General features: G+C 67.3%; 24 protein-coding genes and 2 tRNA genes. 13 read left to right on the top strand and 13 right to left on the bottom strand.

The features are described 5' to 3' along the window. Positions 1–285: 285 nt before the first annotated feature. The 3 genes from GWI24_RS19655 to GWI24_RS19645 form a co-directional block, all read right to left on the bottom strand. A complete protein-coding gene (locus GWI24_RS19655; protein ID WP_210947231.1) occupies positions 286–1,377 on the bottom strand; it encodes a DUF1152 domain-containing protein in 1,092 nt (363 codons plus the stop codon). Positions 1,378–1,431: 54 nt separating this feature from the next. After that, positions 1,432–2,190, bottom strand: coding sequence for an SDR family NAD(P)-dependent oxidoreductase (locus GWI24_RS19650; RefSeq protein WP_210947230.1), 759 nt, complete (start codon positions 2,188–2,190; stop codon positions 1,432–1,434). A gap of 161 nt (positions 2,191–2,351) precedes the next feature. After that, on the bottom strand, positions 2,352–3,713 hold the full coding sequence (locus GWI24_RS19645) for an MFS transporter (RefSeq protein ID WP_210947229.1): 1,362 nt from the start codon (positions 3,711–3,713) through the stop codon (positions 2,352–2,354). 286 nt (positions 3,714–3,999) lie between these two features. On the opposite strand from GWI24_RS19645, the gene GWI24_RS45345 reads away from it, so the two are divergent. Next, a complete protein-coding gene (locus GWI24_RS45345; RefSeq protein WP_247616600.1) occupies positions 4,000–4,632 on the top strand; it encodes a hypothetical protein in 633 nt (210 codons plus the stop codon). Between the two features lie 131 nt (positions 4,633–4,763). Here the strand turns inward: GWI24_RS45345 and GWI24_RS19635 are convergent, their stop codons facing one another. From GWI24_RS19635 to GWI24_RS19620, 4 genes are all read right to left on the bottom strand, one after another. After that, positions 4,764–5,429, bottom strand: coding sequence for a DUF4232 domain-containing protein (locus GWI24_RS19635; RefSeq protein ID WP_210947228.1), 666 nt, complete (start codon positions 5,427–5,429; stop codon positions 4,764–4,766). A 266-nt stretch (positions 5,430–5,695) separates the two neighbouring features. Further along, on the bottom strand, positions 5,696–6,061 hold the full coding sequence (locus GWI24_RS19630) for a VOC family protein (protein WP_210947227.1): 366 nt from the start codon (positions 6,059–6,061) through the stop codon (positions 5,696–5,698). A gap of 139 nt (positions 6,062–6,200) precedes the next feature. Then, positions 6,201–6,737: a snapalysin family zinc-dependent metalloprotease gene (locus GWI24_RS19625; RefSeq protein ID WP_247616599.1), complete on the bottom strand. Its 537-nt coding sequence runs from the start codon at positions 6,735–6,737 to the stop codon at positions 6,201–6,203. 356 nt (positions 6,738–7,093) lie between these two features. Continuing rightward, on the bottom strand, positions 7,094–7,474 hold the full coding sequence (locus GWI24_RS19620) for a hypothetical protein (RefSeq protein ID WP_210947226.1): 381 nt from the start codon (positions 7,472–7,474) through the stop codon (positions 7,094–7,096). 1,122 nt (positions 7,475–8,596) lie between these two features. Here GWI24_RS19620 and GWI24_RS19615 point away from each other — a divergent pair. Beyond that, positions 8,597–10,351, top strand: a complete 1,755-nt coding sequence (locus tag GWI24_RS19615) for a DUF262 domain-containing protein (protein WP_210947225.1) — start codon at positions 8,597–8,599, stop codon at positions 10,349–10,351. Positions 10,352–10,712: 361 nt separating this feature from the next. On the opposite strand, the gene GWI24_RS19610 is transcribed toward GWI24_RS19615, so the two are convergent. Genes GWI24_RS19610 through GWI24_RS19600 form a run of 3 tightly spaced genes read right to left on the bottom strand, consistent with a single transcriptional unit; the run spans position 10,713 to position 12,000 of the window. Next, entirely contained in the window at positions 10,713–11,126 is a 414-nt protein-coding gene (locus tag GWI24_RS19610) for a hypothetical protein (RefSeq protein ID WP_210947224.1), read from the bottom strand. Continuing rightward, positions 11,120–11,548: an ATP-binding protein gene (locus GWI24_RS19605; protein WP_210947223.1), complete on the bottom strand. Its 429-nt coding sequence runs from the start codon at positions 11,546–11,548 to the stop codon at positions 11,120–11,122. Before GWI24_RS19605 ends, GWI24_RS19610 begins: the two co-directional genes overlap by 7 nt. Before the next feature lie 44 nt (positions 11,549–11,592). Next, entirely contained in the window at positions 11,593–12,000 is a 408-nt protein-coding gene (locus GWI24_RS19600; protein WP_210947232.1) for an NUDIX hydrolase, read from the bottom strand. A 111-nt stretch (positions 12,001–12,111) separates the two neighbouring features. Here GWI24_RS19600 and GWI24_RS19595 point away from each other — a divergent pair, with 111 nt between their 5' ends. The 11 genes from GWI24_RS19595 (at position 12,112) to GWI24_RS19545 (ending at position 19,484) form a co-directional block, all read left to right on the top strand. Continuing rightward, the gene (locus GWI24_RS19595) at positions 12,112–12,897 is read left to right on the top strand and encodes a GntR family transcriptional regulator (protein ID WP_100806676.1); all 786 of its coding nucleotides are present in this window, start codon (positions 12,112–12,114) and stop codon (positions 12,895–12,897) included. Positions 12,898–13,082: 185 nt separating this feature from the next. Next, a complete protein-coding gene (locus tag GWI24_RS19590) occupies positions 13,083–13,433 on the top strand; it encodes a hypothetical protein (protein WP_210947222.1) in 351 nt (116 codons plus the stop codon). A 5-nt stretch (positions 13,434–13,438) separates the two neighbouring features. Continuing rightward, entirely contained in the window at positions 13,439–14,815 is a 1,377-nt protein-coding gene (locus GWI24_RS19585; RefSeq protein ID WP_210947221.1) for an FtsK/SpoIIIE domain-containing protein, read from the top strand. A 92-nt stretch (positions 14,816–14,907) separates the two neighbouring features. Continuing rightward, positions 14,908–15,117, top strand: coding sequence for a hypothetical protein (locus GWI24_RS19580; protein WP_210947220.1), 210 nt, complete (start codon positions 14,908–14,910; stop codon positions 15,115–15,117). Positions 15,118–15,141: 24 nt separating this feature from the next. Beyond that, positions 15,142–15,915 carry a DUF2637 domain-containing protein gene (locus GWI24_RS19575; protein ID WP_210947219.1) on the top strand — a complete coding sequence of 258 codons (774 nt, stop codon included), beginning with the start codon at positions 15,142–15,144 and terminating at the stop codon, positions 15,913–15,915. Positions 15,916–15,926: 11 nt separating this feature from the next. Continuing rightward, positions 15,927–16,112, top strand: a complete 186-nt coding sequence (locus GWI24_RS19570) for a mobile element transfer protein (protein WP_210947218.1) — start codon at positions 15,927–15,929, stop codon at positions 16,110–16,112. A gap of 13 nt (positions 16,113–16,125) precedes the next feature. Further along, positions 16,126–16,320: a hypothetical protein gene (locus GWI24_RS19565; protein WP_210947217.1), complete on the top strand. Its 195-nt coding sequence runs from the start codon at positions 16,126–16,128 to the stop codon at positions 16,318–16,320. 24 nt (positions 16,321–16,344) lie between these two features. Beyond that, positions 16,345–16,641, top strand: a complete 297-nt coding sequence (locus GWI24_RS19560; protein WP_210947216.1) for a hypothetical protein — start codon at positions 16,345–16,347, stop codon at positions 16,639–16,641. A gap of 164 nt (positions 16,642–16,805) precedes the next feature. Then, positions 16,806–18,098, top strand: a complete 1,293-nt coding sequence (locus GWI24_RS19555) for a replication initiator (protein ID WP_210947215.1) — start codon at positions 16,806–16,808, stop codon at positions 18,096–18,098. Then, a complete protein-coding gene (locus tag GWI24_RS19550) occupies positions 18,091–18,270 on the top strand; it encodes a helix-turn-helix domain-containing protein (RefSeq protein ID WP_210947214.1) in 180 nt (59 codons plus the stop codon). The genes GWI24_RS19555 and GWI24_RS19550 overlap by 8 nt, the downstream gene beginning before the upstream one ends. Beyond that, positions 18,270–19,484 (top strand): site-specific integrase, encoded by a 1,215-nt coding sequence (locus GWI24_RS19545; protein WP_210947213.1) that lies wholly within the window; start codon positions 18,270–18,272, stop codon positions 19,482–19,484. Before GWI24_RS19550 ends, GWI24_RS19545 begins: the two co-directional genes overlap by 1 nt. A 105-nt stretch (positions 19,485–19,589) precedes the next feature. Here GWI24_RS19545 and GWI24_RS19540 read toward each other — a convergent pair. From GWI24_RS19540 to GWI24_RS19530, 3 genes are all read right to left on the bottom strand, one after another. Then, positions 19,590–19,663: transfer RNA gene (locus GWI24_RS19540), tRNA-Phe, on the bottom strand. A 4-nt stretch (positions 19,664–19,667) separates the two neighbouring features. Next, positions 19,668–19,742, bottom strand: a tRNA-Asp gene (locus GWI24_RS19535). A gap of 236 nt (positions 19,743–19,978) precedes the next feature. Further along, positions 19,979–20,337, bottom strand: a 359-nt coding sequence (locus GWI24_RS19530; RefSeq protein WP_210947212.1) for a DUF1684 domain-containing protein, incomplete at its 5' end; no start/stop codon positions are given.

Raw genomic sequence — 20,337 nt, 5'->3', positions numbered from 1 at the left:
ATATGCGGCTCCGCCGCGTGGTGGGGCTCCGCCCCGGGCCCCGGGGTCCAGGGGCGGAACCCCAATATGCGGCTCCGCCGCGTGGTCCGCCGGACACCCCGGCAGGCGGACACACGAAAAAGTCCCTCCCCTGCGATCAGGGGAGGGACTTCTCTATGGAGCGCCGAGCAGGCCTTGCACCTACATCCCTCGTTTGGAGACGAGTATCTTTCCTTAGACGACCGACGCATCAACTCCCGCCCTCCGGGGCGGCGTTGCGAGATCAACTATACCCCATCCGGGGGATCACAGCCGCCACAGCGGGGCGTCGTACCGCTCGGGCTGAGTCCCGATCAGCAGGGCCCGCAGATCGGCGCGTTGGACCCCGCTCAGCCCGAGAAACTCGGTGAGGCGGCGGAAGGTGGTGTGGCTGACCCCGCGGGCGCGGGCCTCCTCCGCGAAGCGGGCGACCCCGGCGAGTACGGCCCTGGGCCGGAACGGACCCTCGGGCGCCGCCCCGAACCGCGCGGCCTTCTCCCGCTCGTAGTCGATCTCCGAGTAGCCGCAGATCTCCCGGCAGTGCCGCTCGGCCTCGGCGAGTCGGGTCGTGTCGGCGATGGCCCCGGCCAGCCGGTTCCGGCGGAACGCGGTGTCGAGATCCGCCTCATGGACCACGGCCCCGTCGTTCGTCAGGGGAATGGTGAGCCCCGCGTCCCGTACCTCGCACAGCCCGCGCACCCCCCGCGCCGCGGCCGTGAGCATGCCGGTGGCCTCCGACGGATGCCACTCCATGACGGAGCCGATGGGTGCGACATCGTCTGCGGTCAGCGTATGGACCACCCGCTCCAGCCGTTCGTGCAGCACCTCCACCGGAAGCTCCCCGTCCAGCCCGGGCCCGGCGACCAGCAGCCGGATCTCCGCGTTCACCTGCGCACATGCGGCCAGCGACAGCGCGTCCCCGAGCGGGCTCCGCAGCGTCGGCTCATCGCCGTGCGCGAGGATGTCGCCGCCCACGTCCAGCAGGTCGATCGACGCCGGGGCCAGGTGCTCGATCAGCTCCTCCAATTGCCGGACCATGCCCTCCACGCCGTGGTGGGGGTCGAGCAGGGCGAAGGTGTGCGGCAACTCGGCGGCCAGACGGGGCAGTGTGGACCCGGCCGGCGCCACGGGCTTCGCGCCCTCGGGCACGGCGTACACGCTCGGCGTCAGCGCCCGCAGACCGGTGAAGTCGGCCGCCGCCCGGGGCCCGGGGACGGGGTCGACGAGCAGCCGGTCCCAGGCGTACGTCAGGACCACCGCCCCGTCCTCGGCCGTCCCGCGCCCGTACAGAGTCCGGTCGAGCACCGCGGCGGCAACGGCGTCCCCGCCTCCTCCGCCCGCCACGATCAGCCGCGTCATCCGCCCAGCGTACGGCGGGAACGGACAATTCCGTCGTACGAGACGCGGCGGTCGTCAGTGCGCGGTGAGCCCACCGTCGACCACGAGCTCCGAGCCGGTGACGAATGACGACTCGTCGCTGGCGAGGAACAGCATCGCCGGTGCGATCTCGTCCGCCCGGCCCGCGCGGGCCATCGGCGTCCGCACGATGTCCGGCTGCCGATCGCCCTGCTCGTCCAGGAGGTCCTGGATCATCGGCGTCGCGATCACCCCCGGATGCACCGAGTTGACCCGGACGTTGTCGCGCGCGTACTCGACCGCCGCGGTTTTCGACAGCAACCGGACGGCACCCTTCGACGCCTGGTACGCGGCCGCCGCACCGCTGCCCACCAGCCCCAGCACCGAGGAAGTGTTGATCACCGACCCGCTACCGCTGGCGCGCAGCAGCGGCATGGCCGCCTTCATCCCCAGCCAGGTGCCCTTCTGGTTCACCTCGATCACGCGGTCCCAGGACGCCTCGTCGGTGCCCTCGATGCCCGGCCAGTCCAGGATCCCCGCGATGTTGACCAGCACGTCCAGGCGACCGAAGCGCTCCCGTACGGTGGCGATCACATCGCCCCACGCCTCCGCCGAGGCGACGTCCAGCGTGGCCGAGGCCACGTCGCTGTCGCTGAACTCCTCGATCCGTTCCTCCAGAGCCTTCAGGGGCTCCGGGGCCACGTCGGTGAGGAGCAGCCGTGCTCCCTCCCGTGCGAAGAGTTCGGCGGTCGCCGCGCCGATCCCTCCCGTCGCTCCGGTGATCAGGGCGACTTTGCCGTGCAGACGTCCAGACATGGGTGCTCCATTCCTCGTCTCGTTCCCGACCCGGGATTCGACCCGCGTCTCGACCCGAATCCCGACCCAGTCTGCGCAGGTCAGCGGGGGTCAACCAGGACGCGCGCCGCCTGGGTGCGGCACACCCAGGCAGCGATACGGGAACGAGGCCGACGGGCCCGTCAGACGGTCTGGGACTTCACCTCGGCCTCCTCCGGGTCCTCCGGGTCCTCCGGGTCCTCCGGAGCCTTGCGGTCCTTGCGGACGGCCGGGTTGGTCTCGGGGGCGGCCGCCACGGCGAAGACCGTGACCGCGCCCATGCCGATGAGGAACAGCGCGATCGGCCAGGACGCACCCGCCCACGCGAGCAGCGCGGTGGCGACGATGGGGGAGAACCCGCCGACGATCATCGACGCCAGCTCATGCCCCAGGGCGAGCCCGCTGTAGGCCACCCGGCTGGCGAAGAGTTCGGTGAAGAACGCCGGCTGGGTGCCGATCATCGCCCCATGGCCGACCACGACCGCCACGAAGATCGCCACGAAGATCAGCACCGGATTGCGCGTGTCGAACAACGCGAAGAACGGATAGGCCCAGACGATCACCGCGATGGCGCCCCCGATATACACCGGTCGGCGTCCGACGCGGTCGGAGAGCGCCCCGAACATCGGCATCGCGAACGACTCGAACAGCATCCCCACTACGAGCGCGGCCAGCACCACCCCCTTGCCCACCCCGACCTCGGCGGCGTAGGAGAGGCTGAAGGTGAGGAAGAGATAGCTCGCACCGGTTTCGGCGACCCGCGCCCCGAAGGCGATCAGTATCGACTTGGGGTGGGTGCGGATGACGTCGAGGAGCGGCGGCTTGGACTCCTTCTCCGGCTCCGACGTCGCCTCCCGGAACGCGGGTGTCTCCATGATCCGGAGCCGGATCAGCAGTCCGACCGCGGTGAGCAGGATGCCGACCACGAACGGAACGCGCCATCCCCAGGCGAGGAAGGACTCCTTGGTGGTCACGGCCTGGGCGAGTGCGTAGGCGGATGCGGAGAGGACGAACCCGAGCCCCACACCGGTCTGGCTCCAGGCCGAGTAGAAGCCGCGGCGGTGGCTCGGCGCGTGTTCGCTGACGATCAGCACCCCGCCGCCCCACTCGCCGCCGACGGCGATGCCCTGCACGATCCGCAGCGTTATCAGCAGCACCGGTGCCCAGGCCCCGATGGTGGCGTAGGTGGGCAACAGACCGATCAGACAGGTCGCGACGCCCATGATCACCAGGGTGGTCACCAGCATCGACTTACGGCCGATCCGGTCACCGAAGTGCCCGAAGATGATGCCGCCCAGTGGCCGGGCGAGGAATCCCACCGCGTTGGTGCCGAAGGCGGCGATCGTTCCCACCAGCGGATCGAAGGTCGGGAAGAAGAGGGAGTTGAAGACGAGCGCGGCGGCCGTGCCGTAGAGGAAGAAGTCGTACCACTCCAATGCGCTACCGAACAAACTTGCGATCGCTGCCTTGCGTACTTCGCGCGGGTTGCCCCTCACGTCTGCCATGTCGGCTCTCCAATGGCCGCTTCGGATGGGATCATGACCTGCGGCTCGGGTGTGTTGGGGGATTGTTCGCCGCTGATTCTCGTGGCGGGAATGACGGCGTTCCGCTCACCGGGACAGGGCGCGAACCGGCGGCTTTCCGTCACTCAGGAGAGCTGCACCCGTACGCCTCTCACGCGTCCCACGTTCGTGGGATTTGCATACTTTCACGCCTTACTCTCCGCTTCGCCTGGTCACGCCTTCACGGTGTCGGTCCCGTCCAGGGGCCCGTGACGAAGGGAAGACACACATGCGTGGAAGGCTCGTCATCGCTGCCGCGGCATTGACCATGGCGCTGACGCCGGGCGTCGCGTCGGCGACACAAGACGGCGACGACCAGACGACCGGCTCGTACAGCGCCGAGGTGCCCATGGCCCAAGGCTCCGAGGCGACCATGCTCCAAGGCTCCGAGGCGACCATGTCGCAAGGTTCGGAGGGAACCGAGTCCCAAGACTCAGAGGCGACCGGTTCCGTCAGCCACGAGTCGACGGCCTCCCAGAGCCCCGAGTCGACGGCCTCCCAGAGCCCCGAGTCGACGGCCTCCCAGAGCCACGAGACGACCGCTTCCCAGAGCCACGAGACGACCGGTTCCCAGAGCTCCGAGGCGGCCGCCTCCCATGAAGCCCCCCGCCCCGGCGAGGGCGTGCCCGGCTACGAGGTGGTCACCCTGCCCAATGAGAACGTCCCGAACTTCCAGCGGCGCACGGTGTACTGCCCGCCGGGGAAGAAGGTCATCGGCGGCGGTGCCGAGGCCCGGGGCGACAGCGCCATCCTCGTCGGCAGCTTCCCCACCAATGACGCGCGGGGCTGGATCGGGCTGGGGCGCCAGACCACCGCCGACAACGTGGGCATCAGCGTCTTCGCCATCTGCGCCTACGTCTGATCGTTCATGCGGGACATGTGCGCCCCCGTGGGCGTCGCAGGCAATGAAGAAGCCCCCTCCGGATTGGCCCGGGAGGGGGCTGTGCCCTGGTGGGGGCGGCGGTGGCCGGGGCCGGCCGTCCGCCCCGAGGCTCACTCCGGCGCGCTGACCGGGCCGACGAAGGTCCCCGGGTGGGTGGCGCCCGACTGGTCCAGCAGCGCGCCGCCGTACGGCCACTGCAGCGACAGGTTCCTGCGCTCGTTCGGCGGGGTGATCACGACCTGGTCCGGCGCGAACTTCTTGTCGTCGTCGCGGGTCGACGCCAGGAAGGTGATGTCGAAGCTGACCCGCCCGCCGGCGTCGACCCGGACCGGCTTCGGCTTGTCGCCGGTGCGCCGCAGGTCCCAGGTCTCGCCGTGCTCGGTCTGGAGCTGGACACCCGGGAAGCCGACCATGGTGCAGTCGGTGCTGCCGGTGTTCTTCAGCACCACCCGGGCGGTCTGCTGCCCGTCGTACTCCATGTCCGGACCGCCCTCGAAGTTCGACCACGCGGCGTCCAGGTGATCGCTGGTGCAGCGGCTCGCCGACGAGGAGCCGCCCGAGGCGCTGCCCGCCTTGGTGTCGACGTCCTCGCCGGAGCCCCCGGTGGAACCCTCGGACCCCCCCGACGTGCCGTTCGCGGTCGCCGAGGGCGAGCCCCCCTTGGCGTCGCTGTCGGATTCGCCGCCTCCACAGGCCGTGAGCGAGAACGCGGCAGCGGCGATCAGCGAGGCGACGGCGACGGTGCGGGTGCGGCGGAGAACGGTCGTGCGCGACATGGGATCCCCCCAGGGATGGTTGGAGTGTGGGCCGAGGGCGCGGTGCGTTGTCCACGGTGCGTTCCGCGTCCTGGGGACAACCCTGTTCGCCGCCGCTGCCGATCGGCTAACCCATGGCTAACGCGCCGCTGTCGCGCTCAACGCGGTGATTCCGACGCCCTCCCCGGACAACGACGAAGCCCCCTCCTGATGCACCGGCTGTACCAACGGGTGGTGCCGTAGGCGCCGCCCCGGCCTCGGGGGAGATGCTCTGTCAGCAGGGGCGATCAGCCCCTGACCAGGCAGAATGGGTGACCAGCCGGGTCAGTGAGGACCCGCCACCTGTCATGTGGCTGGTGATCCGGTTTGCCCGCGCCCAGCTCCAGCAGTCGCGCCTCGGCCTCATCCAGGTCGTCAACGGCGAAGTCAAGGTGGAACTGCTGGGGAATGCTCTGTTCGGGCCAGCTGGGAGCGCGATAGTCGTCGACCCGTTGGAATCCGATGAAGAGGCCGTCCTCACAGGTGAGACCGGCGAAGTCGGCGTCGGATTTCGGGTGCGGTTCGAGGCCCGTGGCTTGCTGATAGAACGTCGCCAAAGCCAGCGGATCAAGGCAATCGAGCGTTATCGCACGCAACTTCATCTGCAGGGGCATGGCACCTCCGGGGCGATCGACAGACCTTCGGGATGCACACCCTAGAGGTGGCCGCAAAGGTGGCCACCTCGGCAGGGAAACCTCTTAGTGGACCTCGGCGGCCGACCCAACCAGACGGCCGGCCACGTGGACGACGCGTTCAGCCCTCCGAGGGAGTGCCCCAGCCCGGTACCGGGTCACCGACATCGTGCGCGGCGAAGAAATCCGCGACTTCGGCAGCTTCTTCCGCGTCCGGCTGATCGTTGGTGCACTCGGGGCCGGCCCAGGCGCCGGACATCACCTTGGAGCAGACACTGCCCGGTCCAAGATCGCTGAGCGACAGAATGTGCCCCAGTTCATGCACGACAATGCGGGACGGCTTGTACTTCTGAGCATCCCCGGTTTCGAGGTAGACCCAGCCCCTGCCCAGGCCGTTGACGAAGGCGTGGGAACCGGTGCCGTTCGCGGTCGTGTATTCCTTGACCCGCAAAGCCGCCGGGGTGTCCTGCTCGACGAACTTGATTCCGGGGACGGACTTGTTCCAGATGCCCATCGCATCCCGGACCGAATCCGCATAGGATCCGGCCAGAAGGACATCGATCGGAATAACTTCCGGCTCGAGCTCCGCGGAATTCGCCGGAGCACCGGCACCCACCACGACGGCACCGGCGCACACTAAGGCCGCCATCAGATTCATCGCTCTTCTCCGCACTGCCACGATCTCCCTCACGCCTATGGGTTTCCGTTGACATCGCGCACGGAAAACGGGAAACAACCGCTGGATTTTCACGGCCCTTCCCGTGCGCGCGCCAGCAGGAATCTACTGGAGGGGTTCCGCCGCAGCTAGCATGACAAAATATCTGTCATCCGAAAAATACCTATAAAAAACTGGTGGCCGCCGACGCTTGCATCGAAGCTACGCTTCAGTCGCGGACAGAGGGGTTTCCGAGCCGTCGTTGTTGGCCGTAGCCGGCCGCCCTCGGACCGTCCAGAGACGGTCCTGGGTGCGGCCCGACGGAGCAACCCGTCGGGCCGCACCCGCTGCCCCCCGGCTCAGCCGCAGCGGAAGTTGGAGCCCCCGTCCTCCAGGTACTTGTCGTAGATCCAGCCGAGGCTCCTGTTGTTCTCGTCTCTGACCCACGTCCAGGTGTGGCCGAGGTCGTTCGTGACGTAGCAGTCGTACTCGACCCAGGTGTTCGGAGAGACATAGTCCACTGTGGTGCAGTCGCCGTACGGTCCGGTGTGGATGGCGGCGGGGGAGGACTTGCTCACTCTGCCGCCGAAGGGATCGTCGTTGGTGTGCGGCCAGTACGCGTTGCCGCACGTGACAGCGGCTGCGCCGGTGGTGGCGGCCTGGGCGCTCGGCGTGCCCAACAGGCCGAGTGCGACGGCTGCGGCGGCGCCGGCGCCGGCCAGAAGGCGGCGTATCTGCATGGTTACCTCCATTGGTCGCGGAGACGGCTGTGGCTGTCCCAGCGAGGGGCTCGGTCAGGCACGACTGTGGCAGCCAGGCTTGGAAGGAACCTTGGCGAAGTCTTGAATTGCCCGCTCAGTGAGGGGAATCGACAGTTGGGAGCGCGTGACCAGATTGCGGGCGAGACACTGGACCGCTCACGCTGAGCCCCTCTGTCGTCATGACGATCAGCGTGAATCACACCGTCACCCGCCTGACCGTCCAGTTCGTCGGCAAGTTCCTCGGCACGCGGTGGAAGCAGGCCAGGGTGAAGCCTTTGCCGTATTGCACAGCGGTGCGGAGAATCTTGGGAATGGCCGTCTGCGGACGTTAGGTGCGCAGGGGCTAGCTGACGTGCTCGAAGAGGGAGGCGTACCGGTTGATGCCCGCTGCGGCGACCAGTCCCTCGGCTTCACCACGCGCTGAGCCTCTTGGAGAGCCCGGCGCCGGTCTTCCGGATCGGGCAGATGGCAGAGCGGGCCGAGCAGCTCCACGATGTCGTAGCTCGCGTCTGACGGGCCTGGGCCGAGTGCCGGTGCTGCAAGCACGAATGGGACGCGCAGCGCAAGAGCCCGGAGTGCTGCAGCGGGCAGTGCTGCCAGTCCACAGATGATGTCACGGGAAGCGAAAACGCCCTCTCCGATGATCTTCGGAGAGGGCGTATGCCCTGGTGAGGGCTGCGGTGGCTGGGGCCGGGGTCGAACCGGCGACCTTCCGCTATTCAGGCGGGGTGCGGCGGCTGCCGGGGGCGTTTCGCCTGGCTGGGCGGTCCGCCGACGTCCGCTGCTGGCGTTGGCGTACGCGGCCGTTGGCGTCACGACTGGCGTCAGCAGCACCGACTTGGACGCGTGATCACCGCTTTAGGATTTCGATCGGACTCGCCGTCCGGGGCCCTCACCAGCGTACGGCCATGCCGCTGGCGGCCACTCGGCACCGCTCACGTCCGGGCTCGTTGATGTCAGCCTCGCGCGTCGGCCCTGTCAGCCCTTGCGCAACCTCAGACACGGGTGGTCTAGGCGTGCCAAGCTGTGCGCACTTGCACACGCACACGTGAGGAGCGCATTTTGTCATCTGAAGGTCACGTCTCCATTACCCCCCGAGGTATGAGCGTCACGGAAGCCTATCGGCTCTTCAGGGACGATTCACTCCTCGTGAATCGACGGTATCAGCGGAAGCTTGTTTGGTCCGTTGTCGAGAAGCAACTTCTAATTGACAGTATCCTGGACGGCTATCCGATCCCTTTGATCCTTCTCGCTGAGAGGCCGGAGATCCATGGAAGCGGGAAGTACGAGATCATCGATGGGATGCAGCGCCTGGACGCCATCTTTTCTTTCATCGAACAAAAGTTTGACTACAATGGCATGCACTTTGACCTGACCCAGAGCGCCAGGGCTCATCAGGCGGCTACTGCAGGGGCATTCGAGCCTGCAGAAACAGAGAACTTGCTCCCTGCAGACAAATGCGCAAACTTGGTCGATTATCAGCTAGCCGTAACCATCTTCCCAACCCGAACGGAAGGACAAATTACTAACGTCTTCAGTCGAATTAATTCGAATGGCCGACAGCTGAGCACCCAGGAGAAAAGGCAGGCGGGCATGCTCAACCCGTTCTCGGAGCTTGTGCGCGCGGTTGCAAGTTCCTTGCGCGGTGACGTTTCGGATGATGTGCTCCTACTGCATGACATGCCGAGTATTTCCATTGAGTCTGCTCGGGAAAAGCAGCAATATGGGGTGCGCGCAGAAGACACGGTATGGATCCGTCATGGAATTCTCAACGTAAAGCAACTAAGGGAAGGCGACGATGAGCAAATGGTTGCCGATGTTGCTGCCTCCATCTTACTCGGCAGCCCTTTCCCGGCGAGCAAGGAAGAGTTCGACGAAATTTACGATACGGGGAATGACAAGCATAAGCGTATCGAAACGCGCCTCGCGGCGTACGGGGGTCGCCGACTTCAAGATGAGATCCAGTCAACTTTCTCGATCTTGACGGAGGTGATCGACTCCGAAGTTCCTGGCCTGAACGGTCTCCGGAACTTGGTTCGCCCGAGCAGTGGAAACCCGATTCGTACCCCGTTCTACGCCGTTTTTATGTCGTTCTTCGATCTCATCGTTCGCCAGCAGAAGTCGCCCGCAGATAGCGCGGCTATCGTTGCTGCGCTGAGAAACGTGGGACCTCGACTCAAGAGCGCGCGACACTATACCTCGACAGAAGACCGAATCTCAAACATCGATACAATCACCGGCCTAATTCAGCGACACTTCGTCCACAAGGAGCCCCCAGCCTTCGGGCATGGCCCCGGATTGGCTCTGGATTTCGAAAATTCGCTGCGCCGATCCAGGATTGAGACTAGTCGTTACGAGTTCAAGCAAGGTGTCCTCAGGTTGGATGATCGCCGCAAGTGGGATGACGCCCTGTTTCTGCGTTTGGCTGAAACCATTTGCGGAATTGCAAACGTGCAGCCAAACCATGAAGGCTTCCTGTTCGTCGGAGTGGCCGACAAGGATCCGGACGCCAAAAGAATTGAAGCGCTCGACTCTGTCACTCCCGTGCAAGTTGGGCTTCACCATGTCGTGGGCATCGACAGAGAGGCGAAGATCCTAAAGATCTCACTTGAGGCTTACGTTCAGCGTTTTGTAAAGAAGATCTCAGAGCAGCCGATCAGTGATCCTTTGGCCACGCAACTGATGGGCGGCATCGACACGATCGAGTACAAGGGCCTCTCGGTCATTAGGGTTAGGATTCCCGGCCAAAGTGATCTCTCTTATTGTGGAGATCGGGTTTTTTCTAGGAAGGGTTCATCCACGGAAGAAGTTACCGATTTCAGGAAGGTCGCGGCGCTAGCGAAGGCCTTTCGCTGACGTCGGGTAGCCAGCATAAGGTCGGTGGAGCGGCTTTGGGCTGGAGCTGCTTTGGGGCGAGTGATCATGGCCCCGTAAGCTTCCGGCGCGTCGGGCAGTCTGTGGACCTGCCCGGTAAAGCACGACGTTGGGGCCATGATCTTAGAGGCTCGCCCCAAAGTGGCTGCCTAAAGCCGTGGAGCCGACCGCCCCAGCCACGACGTACCCCTTCTCTGACATCAGGCGGCTGCTTGCTGTGCGCGCGGTACGGACACCGGCCGGGGTGGAGCGGGGCGGAGACAGGAGCGCAGGCCCGGCCGGGGGCCGGGCCGCGCGCGGCGAGCGGAGCGAGCCGCCTTGAACCCGTAAAGAAGGTTGTAACTCAGTGGCCGTTGGTCCGGTGTCGGGCGATCTTGTGTGTGGTGGGGCAGGTGAACTGTTCGGCGCATGCCGGGAGACGTCGGGATTCGCGGTGGGCGAGGGGTAGGAAGATGACCGGCCGGAGGATCCATTCGATGTGGGTGTCTTGCTGGGTGAGGGCGAACGTGGTTGCTTCTCCGTTGGTGAGGGTGTCTTCGGCTTCCTTGTAGCCGTGCGTGACCCAGTCCCATGCCTCGTGGGCTGCTTCTCGGTCGAGTGCTGAGGCGATGGTTCGGACGGTGACGCGGATCCATCGGGTGGCTTCGCTGGGGCTGTTGGTTTCGATGGAGGCGAGTAGGACCGAGCGGGGTCCTGTGGCTGGTGAACGGGTCCAGCATTCGCACCAGTAGCCGGGGCGTAGCAGGGGCCTCAGCATGTGGTGGCTTCTGCCTGCTCGGGGGCTACGAGTTGGGCGGTGATGGTGCGGCCGTGTTGGCTGCCGGTGATGTCCAGGCGGCGGGCGAGTGCCATGACGATGGTTAATCCGCGGCCGTGGGTGTCGTCTGCGTCGGCCTCCGTAGGGCTGACTTCTTTGGGGTGGCCTCCCTCGTCGGTGACGGAGATTGCGACGGTGCGCGGGGAGAGGGACAGCGTGAGCTGGAAGGTGCCGTAGGGGGTGCCGCTTGCGGTGTGGGTGAGGGCGTTGCTGCCGAGTTCGCTGACGATCAGCTCGGCGTCGTCTGCGCAGGGGTGGTTGTTGAGGATGTCGCGGGTCCAGCGGCGGGCGCGGGTGACTTCTTCTCGGGATCCTGGGCACATCAGGCCCCAAACTCGCGGAGCACTCATATACTCGTCCATACAAGTTCCTTCATGCTGGTAGGGGCTATGGGTCGTGGTGCGTGCTAGATGAGTCGTACGCCGTCGTGGGCGCGGATGGCCGGCGGGCTGGTGTTGTCGAGCGCGTCCAGGACGCGGATCGCGTACGCCTCGTCGGCGAGCTCGGTGATCTCCTCGCGGGTGGCCCAGCGCAGGGCTCGCGTCTCCGCTCCGGTGGTCGGGGTGCCGTTGATCGCCTCGCAACGGAAGACCATGGAGACGATCAGGCCGGTCATGTTCTTGTAGACGCCGGTGAGAGTCGCGGGAAGCGCGATCTTGATGCCGGTCTCTTCGAAGACTTCCCGTTGCAAGGCGTCGGGGATGGTTTCCTCGCGTTCGAGCACGCCGCCGGGTGGTTCCCACTTACCGTTGTCGCGTCGCTTGATCAGCAGCGCGCGGCCCGCGTCGTCGACGATGACTCCGGCGACGCTCACGGAGTGCGGGCGCTCAGTGCTCACGTTCCTCGGCCCTCTCGGCTGGCTAGGCTCTCCACCGTAGCAACACTGGTCAGCCGCTCGTCTAGATACCTAAAGGAGTATGTGCGAATGCCTTCTCTGACCTCTGTTCTGGGTGTATTGGACCCGACGAGCGACCGGGCGGTGTTCCGGCAGATCGCCGATGCACTGCGGGAAGCGATCGACAAGGGGCGGTTCCGGGAGGGCGACAAGCTGCCCTCCGAGACTGAGCTGGTCGATCACTTCGGTGTCTCTCGGATGACCGTCCGCAACGCTTTGTCGCTGCTCCAGCAAGAGGGCCTGGCCGTGTCTGAACATGGCAAGGGGGTCTTCGTGCGGCCCCGGCCGCCTGTGCGGCGGCTGGCTTCGGACCGGTTCGCGCGGCGGCATCGGGATCAGGGGAAGGCTGCCTTCACGGTGGAGGCGGAAGCGGCGGGCAGTCGTCCGGAGGTGGACAACCTCGAGGTGAAGGAGGAGCGGCCGTCGCCGGACATCTCTGCCCGGCTGGGTTCGCCTCGTAAGGTGCTGGCTCGGCGGCGGCGGTATCTGCTGGATGGGCGGCCGGTGGAGTTCGCTACGTCGTATCTGCCGCTCGACCTGGCGCGGAACACTCCGATCGCGCAGCCGAACCCTGGTCCTGGTGGGATCTATGCCCGGTTGGAGGAGATGGGGCACCGCCTGGACCACTTCGATGAAGAGATCCGGGCCCGGATGCCCTCCCCGCAGGAGGTGCGGACGCTCCAGCTCGCTTCCGGGGTGCCGGTGATCCATCTCGTTCGGACTGCCTACGACTCTGAGGGGCGGGCGGTGGAGGTGTGCGACACCGTGATGGCCGCCGACGCGTACGTCCTCGCCTACCAGCTTCCTGCCAACTGACGCGTGACCGGGGCGTGGTGGCCCCGGGCTGCTTCTTCTGACTCGTACACACGAAGACACATACTCGTATAGACGAGTGGCTGAGTCGTGTGGCATGGTGGTCCTCGTTCCCGCTCGTTCGGGTTCGAAGGCTGCAACTCATCTACACAAGTAGGTGCGTTGGGATGCGAGATTAGGAGAAGTAGTTGCGTTCCATCCGAGTTGAGACCTCTGGTGCCACGGTTTTGCTGACCGAGGCGCCGGAGCCGAAGGTGAAGGACCGGCAGACTGGCGAGATTGCCAAGGACGTGCAGAGCGGTGAGACGCTGATGCGGCTTGGTGTCGTCTACCTCGACGGCGGGGAGTCCTCGTTGCTTCAGGTCACTGTGCCGGAGAGCGGTGTGACGGAGGGGCTGGCGCTCGGTGCGCCGGTCACGCTGATCGGGCTGATCGCCCGGCCTTGGGAGTCCGTGTTCAACGGGCAGCAGCGTCATGGGATCGCCTTCCGGGCCGAGGCCATCGCCCCGGCCGCCATATCGGTGGGTGCGGGGGCCTGAGCCTGATGGCTGACGTGATGACGCTGATGGAGGTGGGTGGCCCGGTCGCCGCTACGGTCGGCGGGGCCGCTTACCTCCGGGCCTGGCACCCGGCCGCCTACTGGTCGACTGTTGGGATGCCCATCTCGACGGCGCGGCTGCTGGGGTCGTACGGGTCGGTGATGGATGCGTGTGGGCTGACCGTTCCGCCGTCGCGGCTGCGGGCCTGGGCGGTGCGGGCACTCACGCATCGGGAAGTGCGACCGGTGCCCCCGCGTCGAGGGCTGATCCGTCCGACGTCGACCGGGCTGCGGGTCCGGTTGCGGCTGGCGCCGGGGCAGGAACCTGCCGACGTGGCGGCCTCGGCCGAACGGCTGCGGCACGCCTGGGGCGTTCACGGCGCGTATGTGGAGGAGATCAAGCCGGGTGTGGTTGAGCTGCGGCTGATCGGCTTCGACGTGCTGCGGAAGGTTCGGATGCCTCGCAAGACCGGCGGTGGCTTCCTGAAGGTGCCGGTGGCGCTGCGGGAGGACGCGACGCCGTTCGTCCGGGACTACCGGGCCATCCCGCACCAACTGACGCTGGGCGCCACGCTGTCGGGCAAGTCGATGTTCCTGCGACACCTGATAGCCGGGCTCGCCCGGCAACCGGTCGCGCTGGTCGGGATCGACTGCAAGCGGGGCGTCGAGCTGGCGCCCTTCGCTCCACGGCTCTCGGCCCTGGCGACGGATCCTCAGCAGGCGGCGGAGCTGCTGCCTGTGCTGGTCGGGCTGATGGAGGACCGGTACGACCTGATCAAAGCCCGGCAGGGCATCGCGCCCAGCACCCCGGACGATGAGATCACCTCTGACATCTGGGGTCTGCCGGAGAGCGAGCGGCCGGTGCCGGTAGTGCTGCTCGTGGACGAGGTGGCCGAGCTGTTCCTCGTCGCCACACGGAAGGACGAGGAACGGCGCGACGAGATGGTCACCCAGCTCATCCGCCTCGCCCAACTCGGCCGCGCGGCAGGCATCTACCTAGAGGTGTGCGGACAGCGCTTCGGCGCCGAACTGGGCAAGGGTGCCACGATGCTGCGGGCTCAGCTGACCGGGCGGGTCTGCCACCGCGTGAACGATGAAGCCTCCGCCAAGATGGCGCTCGGCGACATCGCCCCCGAAGCGGTCGGCGCGGCCTGCGCCATTGCCCCGGAACGGCCCGGTCTCGCAGTAGCCGGGGACACGTCCGGTGGTTGGTCCCGTATCCGTACGCCGTACCTATCGCTGGGTGACGCTGCCGAAGTGTGCCGTGACACCGCTCACCTCGTGCCGGACATGCCTGCGCTGGAGCCGTTCCGACCGGATGTGCCGGCCGTACCAGTGAGCGCTCCGACGTCCCTGCTCAAGCCGCTCCCGGCCGCTGAGTAATCCACCCCCCTGACGGCTGGCGCGACCGTACCCGCGCCGTGTCCCTACCCCCGCCATACCCCCGCCATGCCTGAAACCGAAGGGGAGTTCCTGTGTCTCGTCCCACCATCTCCGAGGTCTCCGCGCTCCTGGCCGACCTGGCCGACTTCCGCACACGCGAGGCCGGGAGCCGCGCCGAGTTGATGAACCGCAAAGCCGACCTGTTGGAGCGCATCGCCGCTGCCCAGCCGGATGACGTCGAGGCCGCTGAGGTCGCCGCCACCGCTCGCGCACGCGCCGACGAACTCACGGCGGGCGGCTGACCGAACCGGAAGGAGTTCCCATCCATGCGCGCTCATCTGGCGCGGGTTGACGCGGTGCTGGTGCAAGCGGTCATCGCTGCCGCGCTGTCCTTCGCCCACCTACACGACCTGGCCTCGGCGGCCGGACAGGACGGGTGGAAGGCGTGGGCCTACCCGGTCTCCGTCGACCTGCTGCTCGTGGCGGCCTGGAAGCGGCTGCGGTCGGGGGCGTCCAAGGCGGCGGGCTGGTGCTGGTTCGTCGTTGCCCTTGTCGCGTCGCTCGGGGCGAACGTCGCCACCGCCGGACTGCTCGACCTGGCCGACGTCCCCGCCTGGCTGCGCATCCTCGTCGCCGGATGGCCTGCCGTGGCCTTCCTCGGCGGAACGCTCCTTGCCCACACGAGTGTTCGGCTCAGCGACAGAGACGGCAGCACGACACCGCAGAAACGCGACCGGCGACCGCCCGCCATAAGGCGGACCCCCCACACGAGGTGGCAGGCTGGCGCGGTCGCCGATCCACTCGAAACCCCCACCACTCGGCCAGGTACCCAGCCGAGTGCACGGAGCGAAGCCAACGATAGCCGCAGTGGCGAAGTGCCCGACACGCAACCCGCTGTCGATGAACAAGCTGACCTCATAGAGGACTTGGCCGCGCCAAGTTCGGCAACGGTCAGGTTGCCACCCGCCCTTGTCGCTCACGCGCGCAAGCTCGCCGATGACCACCGCGCCCGTACCGGAGCGCCCATCGACACCGAGACCCTGCGCGCCCGCCTCGGCGTTCCCGCGCCTCTGGCTGACGCCATCGCCTCCCGTCTCTGAAGGAGTCCACGATGCTCCGCCGCTTCCGCAACGTCATCCGTATCGGTCCGGTCCGGGTCGGCACCGCCAACGATCAGCGGGGCCGGGTGATGCACACCGCTGTGTGCACCGCTCCCCGTTGCGACTTCTCCGCCGACTACGACACTCGCGCTGCCGCCGAGCTGGCGGCCCGTACGCACCGCTGCCCCATCCGCTGAAAGGAGATCGCCTGTGATTGTCAGCCTGCCCCTGGTCCTCGTCCTCGGCGCTGTCGCCTGGATCGCGATCAAGTTCATGGGCGTCCGTCTGTGGGTCGCCGTCGTGATCGCGCTGTTCGGCTTCTGGCTCGCCCATACCGGCATCGCGCCGTCCGTGGAGTCCGGTACGCGCTCCGGCGTCGATTCCATCAACGAGCAACACGACTAGACGAGTAGCTGAGAGGAGATCGCTGTGTTCCGACCGAAGTACCCCGAAGCCCCCACGCCGCCGATCGTCCACGTGCCCACCGCCATCCCGGCGGCCCAGCACCCTCACGCCCCGGCCTGCTCCTGCCAGCACACCACCGCGCCCGCTCCAACTCGCCCACCCGGGGCCTTGGACGGGCTCAACGCCGGAACGGTCGGCGCCGTGATCACGGTCGGCATCGTCCTGACGGCTCTGCTCGCCGCTGTTGCTGTCACGGCCGTTTCCGTGGCCGTGGCCGCCGTCGTCATGCGCTCGCTGCTCAACAGCCAGCGCCGCCGCTGATCCCACACCACACGACTGCCGGGACGGCCTCGATACCGCCAAGCATCCGCCGCCCCGGCAGCCCAACCTCTCCCGACCCAAGAGCCGAAAGAGGAGCACCCATCATCACCCGCACCACCCCGCCACCGCTGCCCGAACTGGGCAGCCTGGCAGCACTCGGCACCATGCCCGCACTGCTCCGCCAACTCTCCGGCCTCGGTGGCTGCACCAACCCCATCCGCCTCGACGGCCACCGCACCGAACACCACCTCAACCGGGACACCGGCGAGATCGGCCGCATCCTCCACCGCCTGAACTCCGCCGAGCTGCCCGCCGGGCATCTGCTGGTCCGCTGCAACAACCGCCGTGTCACCCGCTGTGCGGCCTGTGCCGAGACCTACCGCCGCGACACCTTCCACCTGATCACCGCCGGACTACGTGGCGGCAAGGGCATCCCGGAAGACGTCGCCACTCACCCGCGCGTCTTCGCCACCTTCACCGCGCCCAGCTTCGGCCCCGTCCACAACCGGCCCACCGGCCCGGCTGGCACGGTCCGTCGGTGCCGGTGCGGCGTCCGCCACGATCAGGAGGACGACGCGCTTGGTACGCCGCTGGCCCCGGACAGGTACGACTACGAATCCGCGGTGCTCTGGAACGCTCACGCGGGCCTGTTGTGGCGGCGGTTCTCGATCTACCTGCGGCGGGAGATCGCCAAGCGGGCCGGGCTCACGCAACGGACCTTCCGCGAGCACGCCCGGCTGTCCTTCGCCAAAGTGGCCGAGTACCAAAAGCGCGGCGCTGTCCACTTCCATGCCGTGATCCGCATTGACGGCCCCGGCGGCGGCCACACTCCGCCTCCGGGCTGGGCCACGGTCGAACTGCTGGCCGACGCTATCGAGGCGGCTACGCCCAAGGCGCAGGTTGCCGGGCCGGTCATCGACAGGCGGGCCCACACGTTCGCCTTCGGTGACGAACTCGACGTACGGCCCATCCGGGGCGCCGACTTCAGCGGCGGCCAGAAGCTGACTGACCGGGCCGTGGCCGCGTACATCGCCAAGTACGCGACCAAGGGTGCCGAGACCGCGACGGGGGCCCTGGACCGGCCCATACGGCTCATCGCCGAAGTCGCCCAGCTCGACATCAGCGAGCACGCCCGTCGCCTCGTCCGCACCGCCTGGGCCCTCGGCGCCCGCAAGGACCTGGAACACCTCCGACTCCGTGCCTGGGCTCACATGCTCGGCTTCCGGGGCCACTTCTCCACCAAGTCCCGCCGCTACTCCACCACCCTCGGCGCACTCCGCGACGCCCGCGCCGCATGGCGACATGCCCAAGCCGCCGTCGAGCTGGAGCAGGGCGGCACCACGCTCGTACTCGCCGACTGGACCTACGCCGGTACCGGCCTCACCCCCGCCGAGGAATGGCTCACCGCCACCATCACCCCCGCTCCCGGAACGGAAGGAGAACCAACCCATGGCTGACGAACTGCTCACCGTGCCGGAGGTGATGGCCCGGCTCAAGATCGGCCGTTCCACGGTCTACGACCTGATCCGGTCCCGGCGCCTGCCCTCCATCACGATCGGCCGCGCCCGCCGCGTCCCCGCCTCCGCACTCCGCGACTTCATCGACCACCAGATTGCCGAGGCCGCCTGATGCCATCCCAGCGCAAGCGCAACCCCAACGGGGCCGGAACGATCACCAAGCGCAAGGACGGCCGCTACCACGGTCGGGCGTACGTGATCACGGCGTCCGGCATACGCAAGCGCAAGTCCGTGTACGGCGAGACGTGGGACGAGGTGCACCGCAAGCTGATCGATCTCCAGTCCCAAGATCAGAAGGGGGTGCCCCTGCCCGACACCGATTCGACCCTCGGTGACTACCTGGCCTACTGGCTGGCCGAAGAAGTCGCGCTGAACCGGCGGCCCAAGACGTACCAGGGCTACGAAAGCGTCGTCCGCGTCCACCTGGTCCCCGGCCTGGGCGGCAAGAAGCTCCGCGACCTGCGCGCCCAAGAAGTCCGGGTCTGGCTCAACCGGGTGCGCGAAGAGTGCCAATGCTGCAAGCACGGCTGGGACAAGGAACGCGAGAAGCCGCAATGCTGCGCTGTCCGCCGTTGCTGTGAGCGCAAGCTGTCGGCCCGCATGGTCCAGTCGATTCACGCCGTGCTGCGGAACGCCCTGGAGCACGCCGTCCGCGAGGAGCTGATCATGCGGAACGTCGCCAAGCTCGTGAAGACCCCGGCGCCCTCCTACCGGACCGGCAAGGGGCTCTCACCCGCTCAGGCCAAGCTGGTACTCAAGGAGCTCCGGGATCATCGCCTGCACGCCCTCTACGTCCTGGCGCTGCTCCTCGGCATGCGGCGCGGCGAGCTGCTGGGTCTGCGCTGGTCGGCGGTGGACCTGGAGCGGGGCACCCTCACCGTGCTGACCAACCTCCAGCGCGTTGCCGGGGAACTGCGGCTCGTCCTGCCCAAGACGCGTTCTTCCGAGCGCACCATTCCCCTCCCGCCCCTCGCGGTCTCCGCGCTCCACGCCCACCAGGAGCGTCAGGCGCAGGAGCGGGCGACGGCCGGCATGGCCTGGCAGGAAAACGGGCTGGTCTTCCCGTCCCGTATCGGGACCCCGTACGAGCCGGACAACCTGCGCCGGAGCTGGGACCCGGTGCGGAAGCGGCTCGGCCTGGATCTGCGTTTCCATGATCTCCGCCACACCTGCATCACGCTGCTGCTGGATCTTGGGGTCCCCGTTCACGTCGTCCAGCAGATCGCCGGGCACAGCGATCATGGCGTCACCATGCAGGTCTACGCTCACGCCTCGCTCGATGAGCAGCGGAAGGCGCTCGGCCGCCTGGAGGACCGGTTGGCGTAGATCCGGTGATCCGGCGCCGTTGGCGTCAGCCGTAGGTGTCACAGGCAACGAAGAAGCCCCCTGCCGGACGGACCGGGAGGGGGCTTTGCCCTGGTCGGGCTGCGGTGGCTGGGGCCGGGGTCGAACCGGCGACCTTCCGCTTTTCAGGCGGACGCTCGTACCAACTGAGCTACCCAGCCGCAGCGGTCCTGACGGGATTTGAACCCGCGGCCTCCACCTTGACAGGGTGGCGAGCACTCCAAACTGCTCCACAGGACCTTGCGTGTACGAGCACGAGTCTCGCACATGTGGGGTGCGCTCCCAACGGGATTTCCCGTCGTGGATTCGCACTCCTTGCGATCTTCGAACCGGGGCCTTGATTTTTCTCCGCCGCGTCGTTGTCGCTGGATCAGCGTATCAGACCTCCGGCCGTGTTCTGACCGCTCACCGGGCGGGCCGGGCCTCGGCCGGTGAGCGGCGGGGCGCGGCCGGAGGCCTGTCCGTCTCAGCCCGGATCAGGGGCGGCCGCCGCGTTCCAGGGGGATCTTCTCGCCCGCCTCGATCGCTACCGGCAGCCGGTTCTCGGTGGGCGGCAGGGGGCAGGTCGCGAGGTCGGTGTAGGCGCAGGGGAGGTTGGTGGCGCGGTTGAAGTCGAGGGTGACGCGGCCGGCCCCGTCGGGGGCGTCGATCTGGAGGGAGCGGTTCGCGGCGTACGTGGTCACGCCCGAGGTGGCGTCGGTGAGGAGCACCATCAGGGCGCCGGGCCGCTTGCCGTTGAAGGCGGTGAGCCGGAACGTCTCGCCGTCCAGCTCGAACTCGACCTGCCCGGGTGCGTCGTAGACGTGCTCAAGACCCTCCGCCACGGCGCCCACGG

Origin of the sequence: Streptomyces sp. MK37H, assembly GCF_018035285.1 — a bacterium.
In the GTDB taxonomy this organism is placed as follows: Bacteria; Actinomycetota; Actinomycetes; order Streptomycetales; family Streptomycetaceae; genus Streptomyces; species Streptomyces endocoffeicus.
This window is presented reverse-complemented; position numbering and strand designations above follow the sequence as displayed.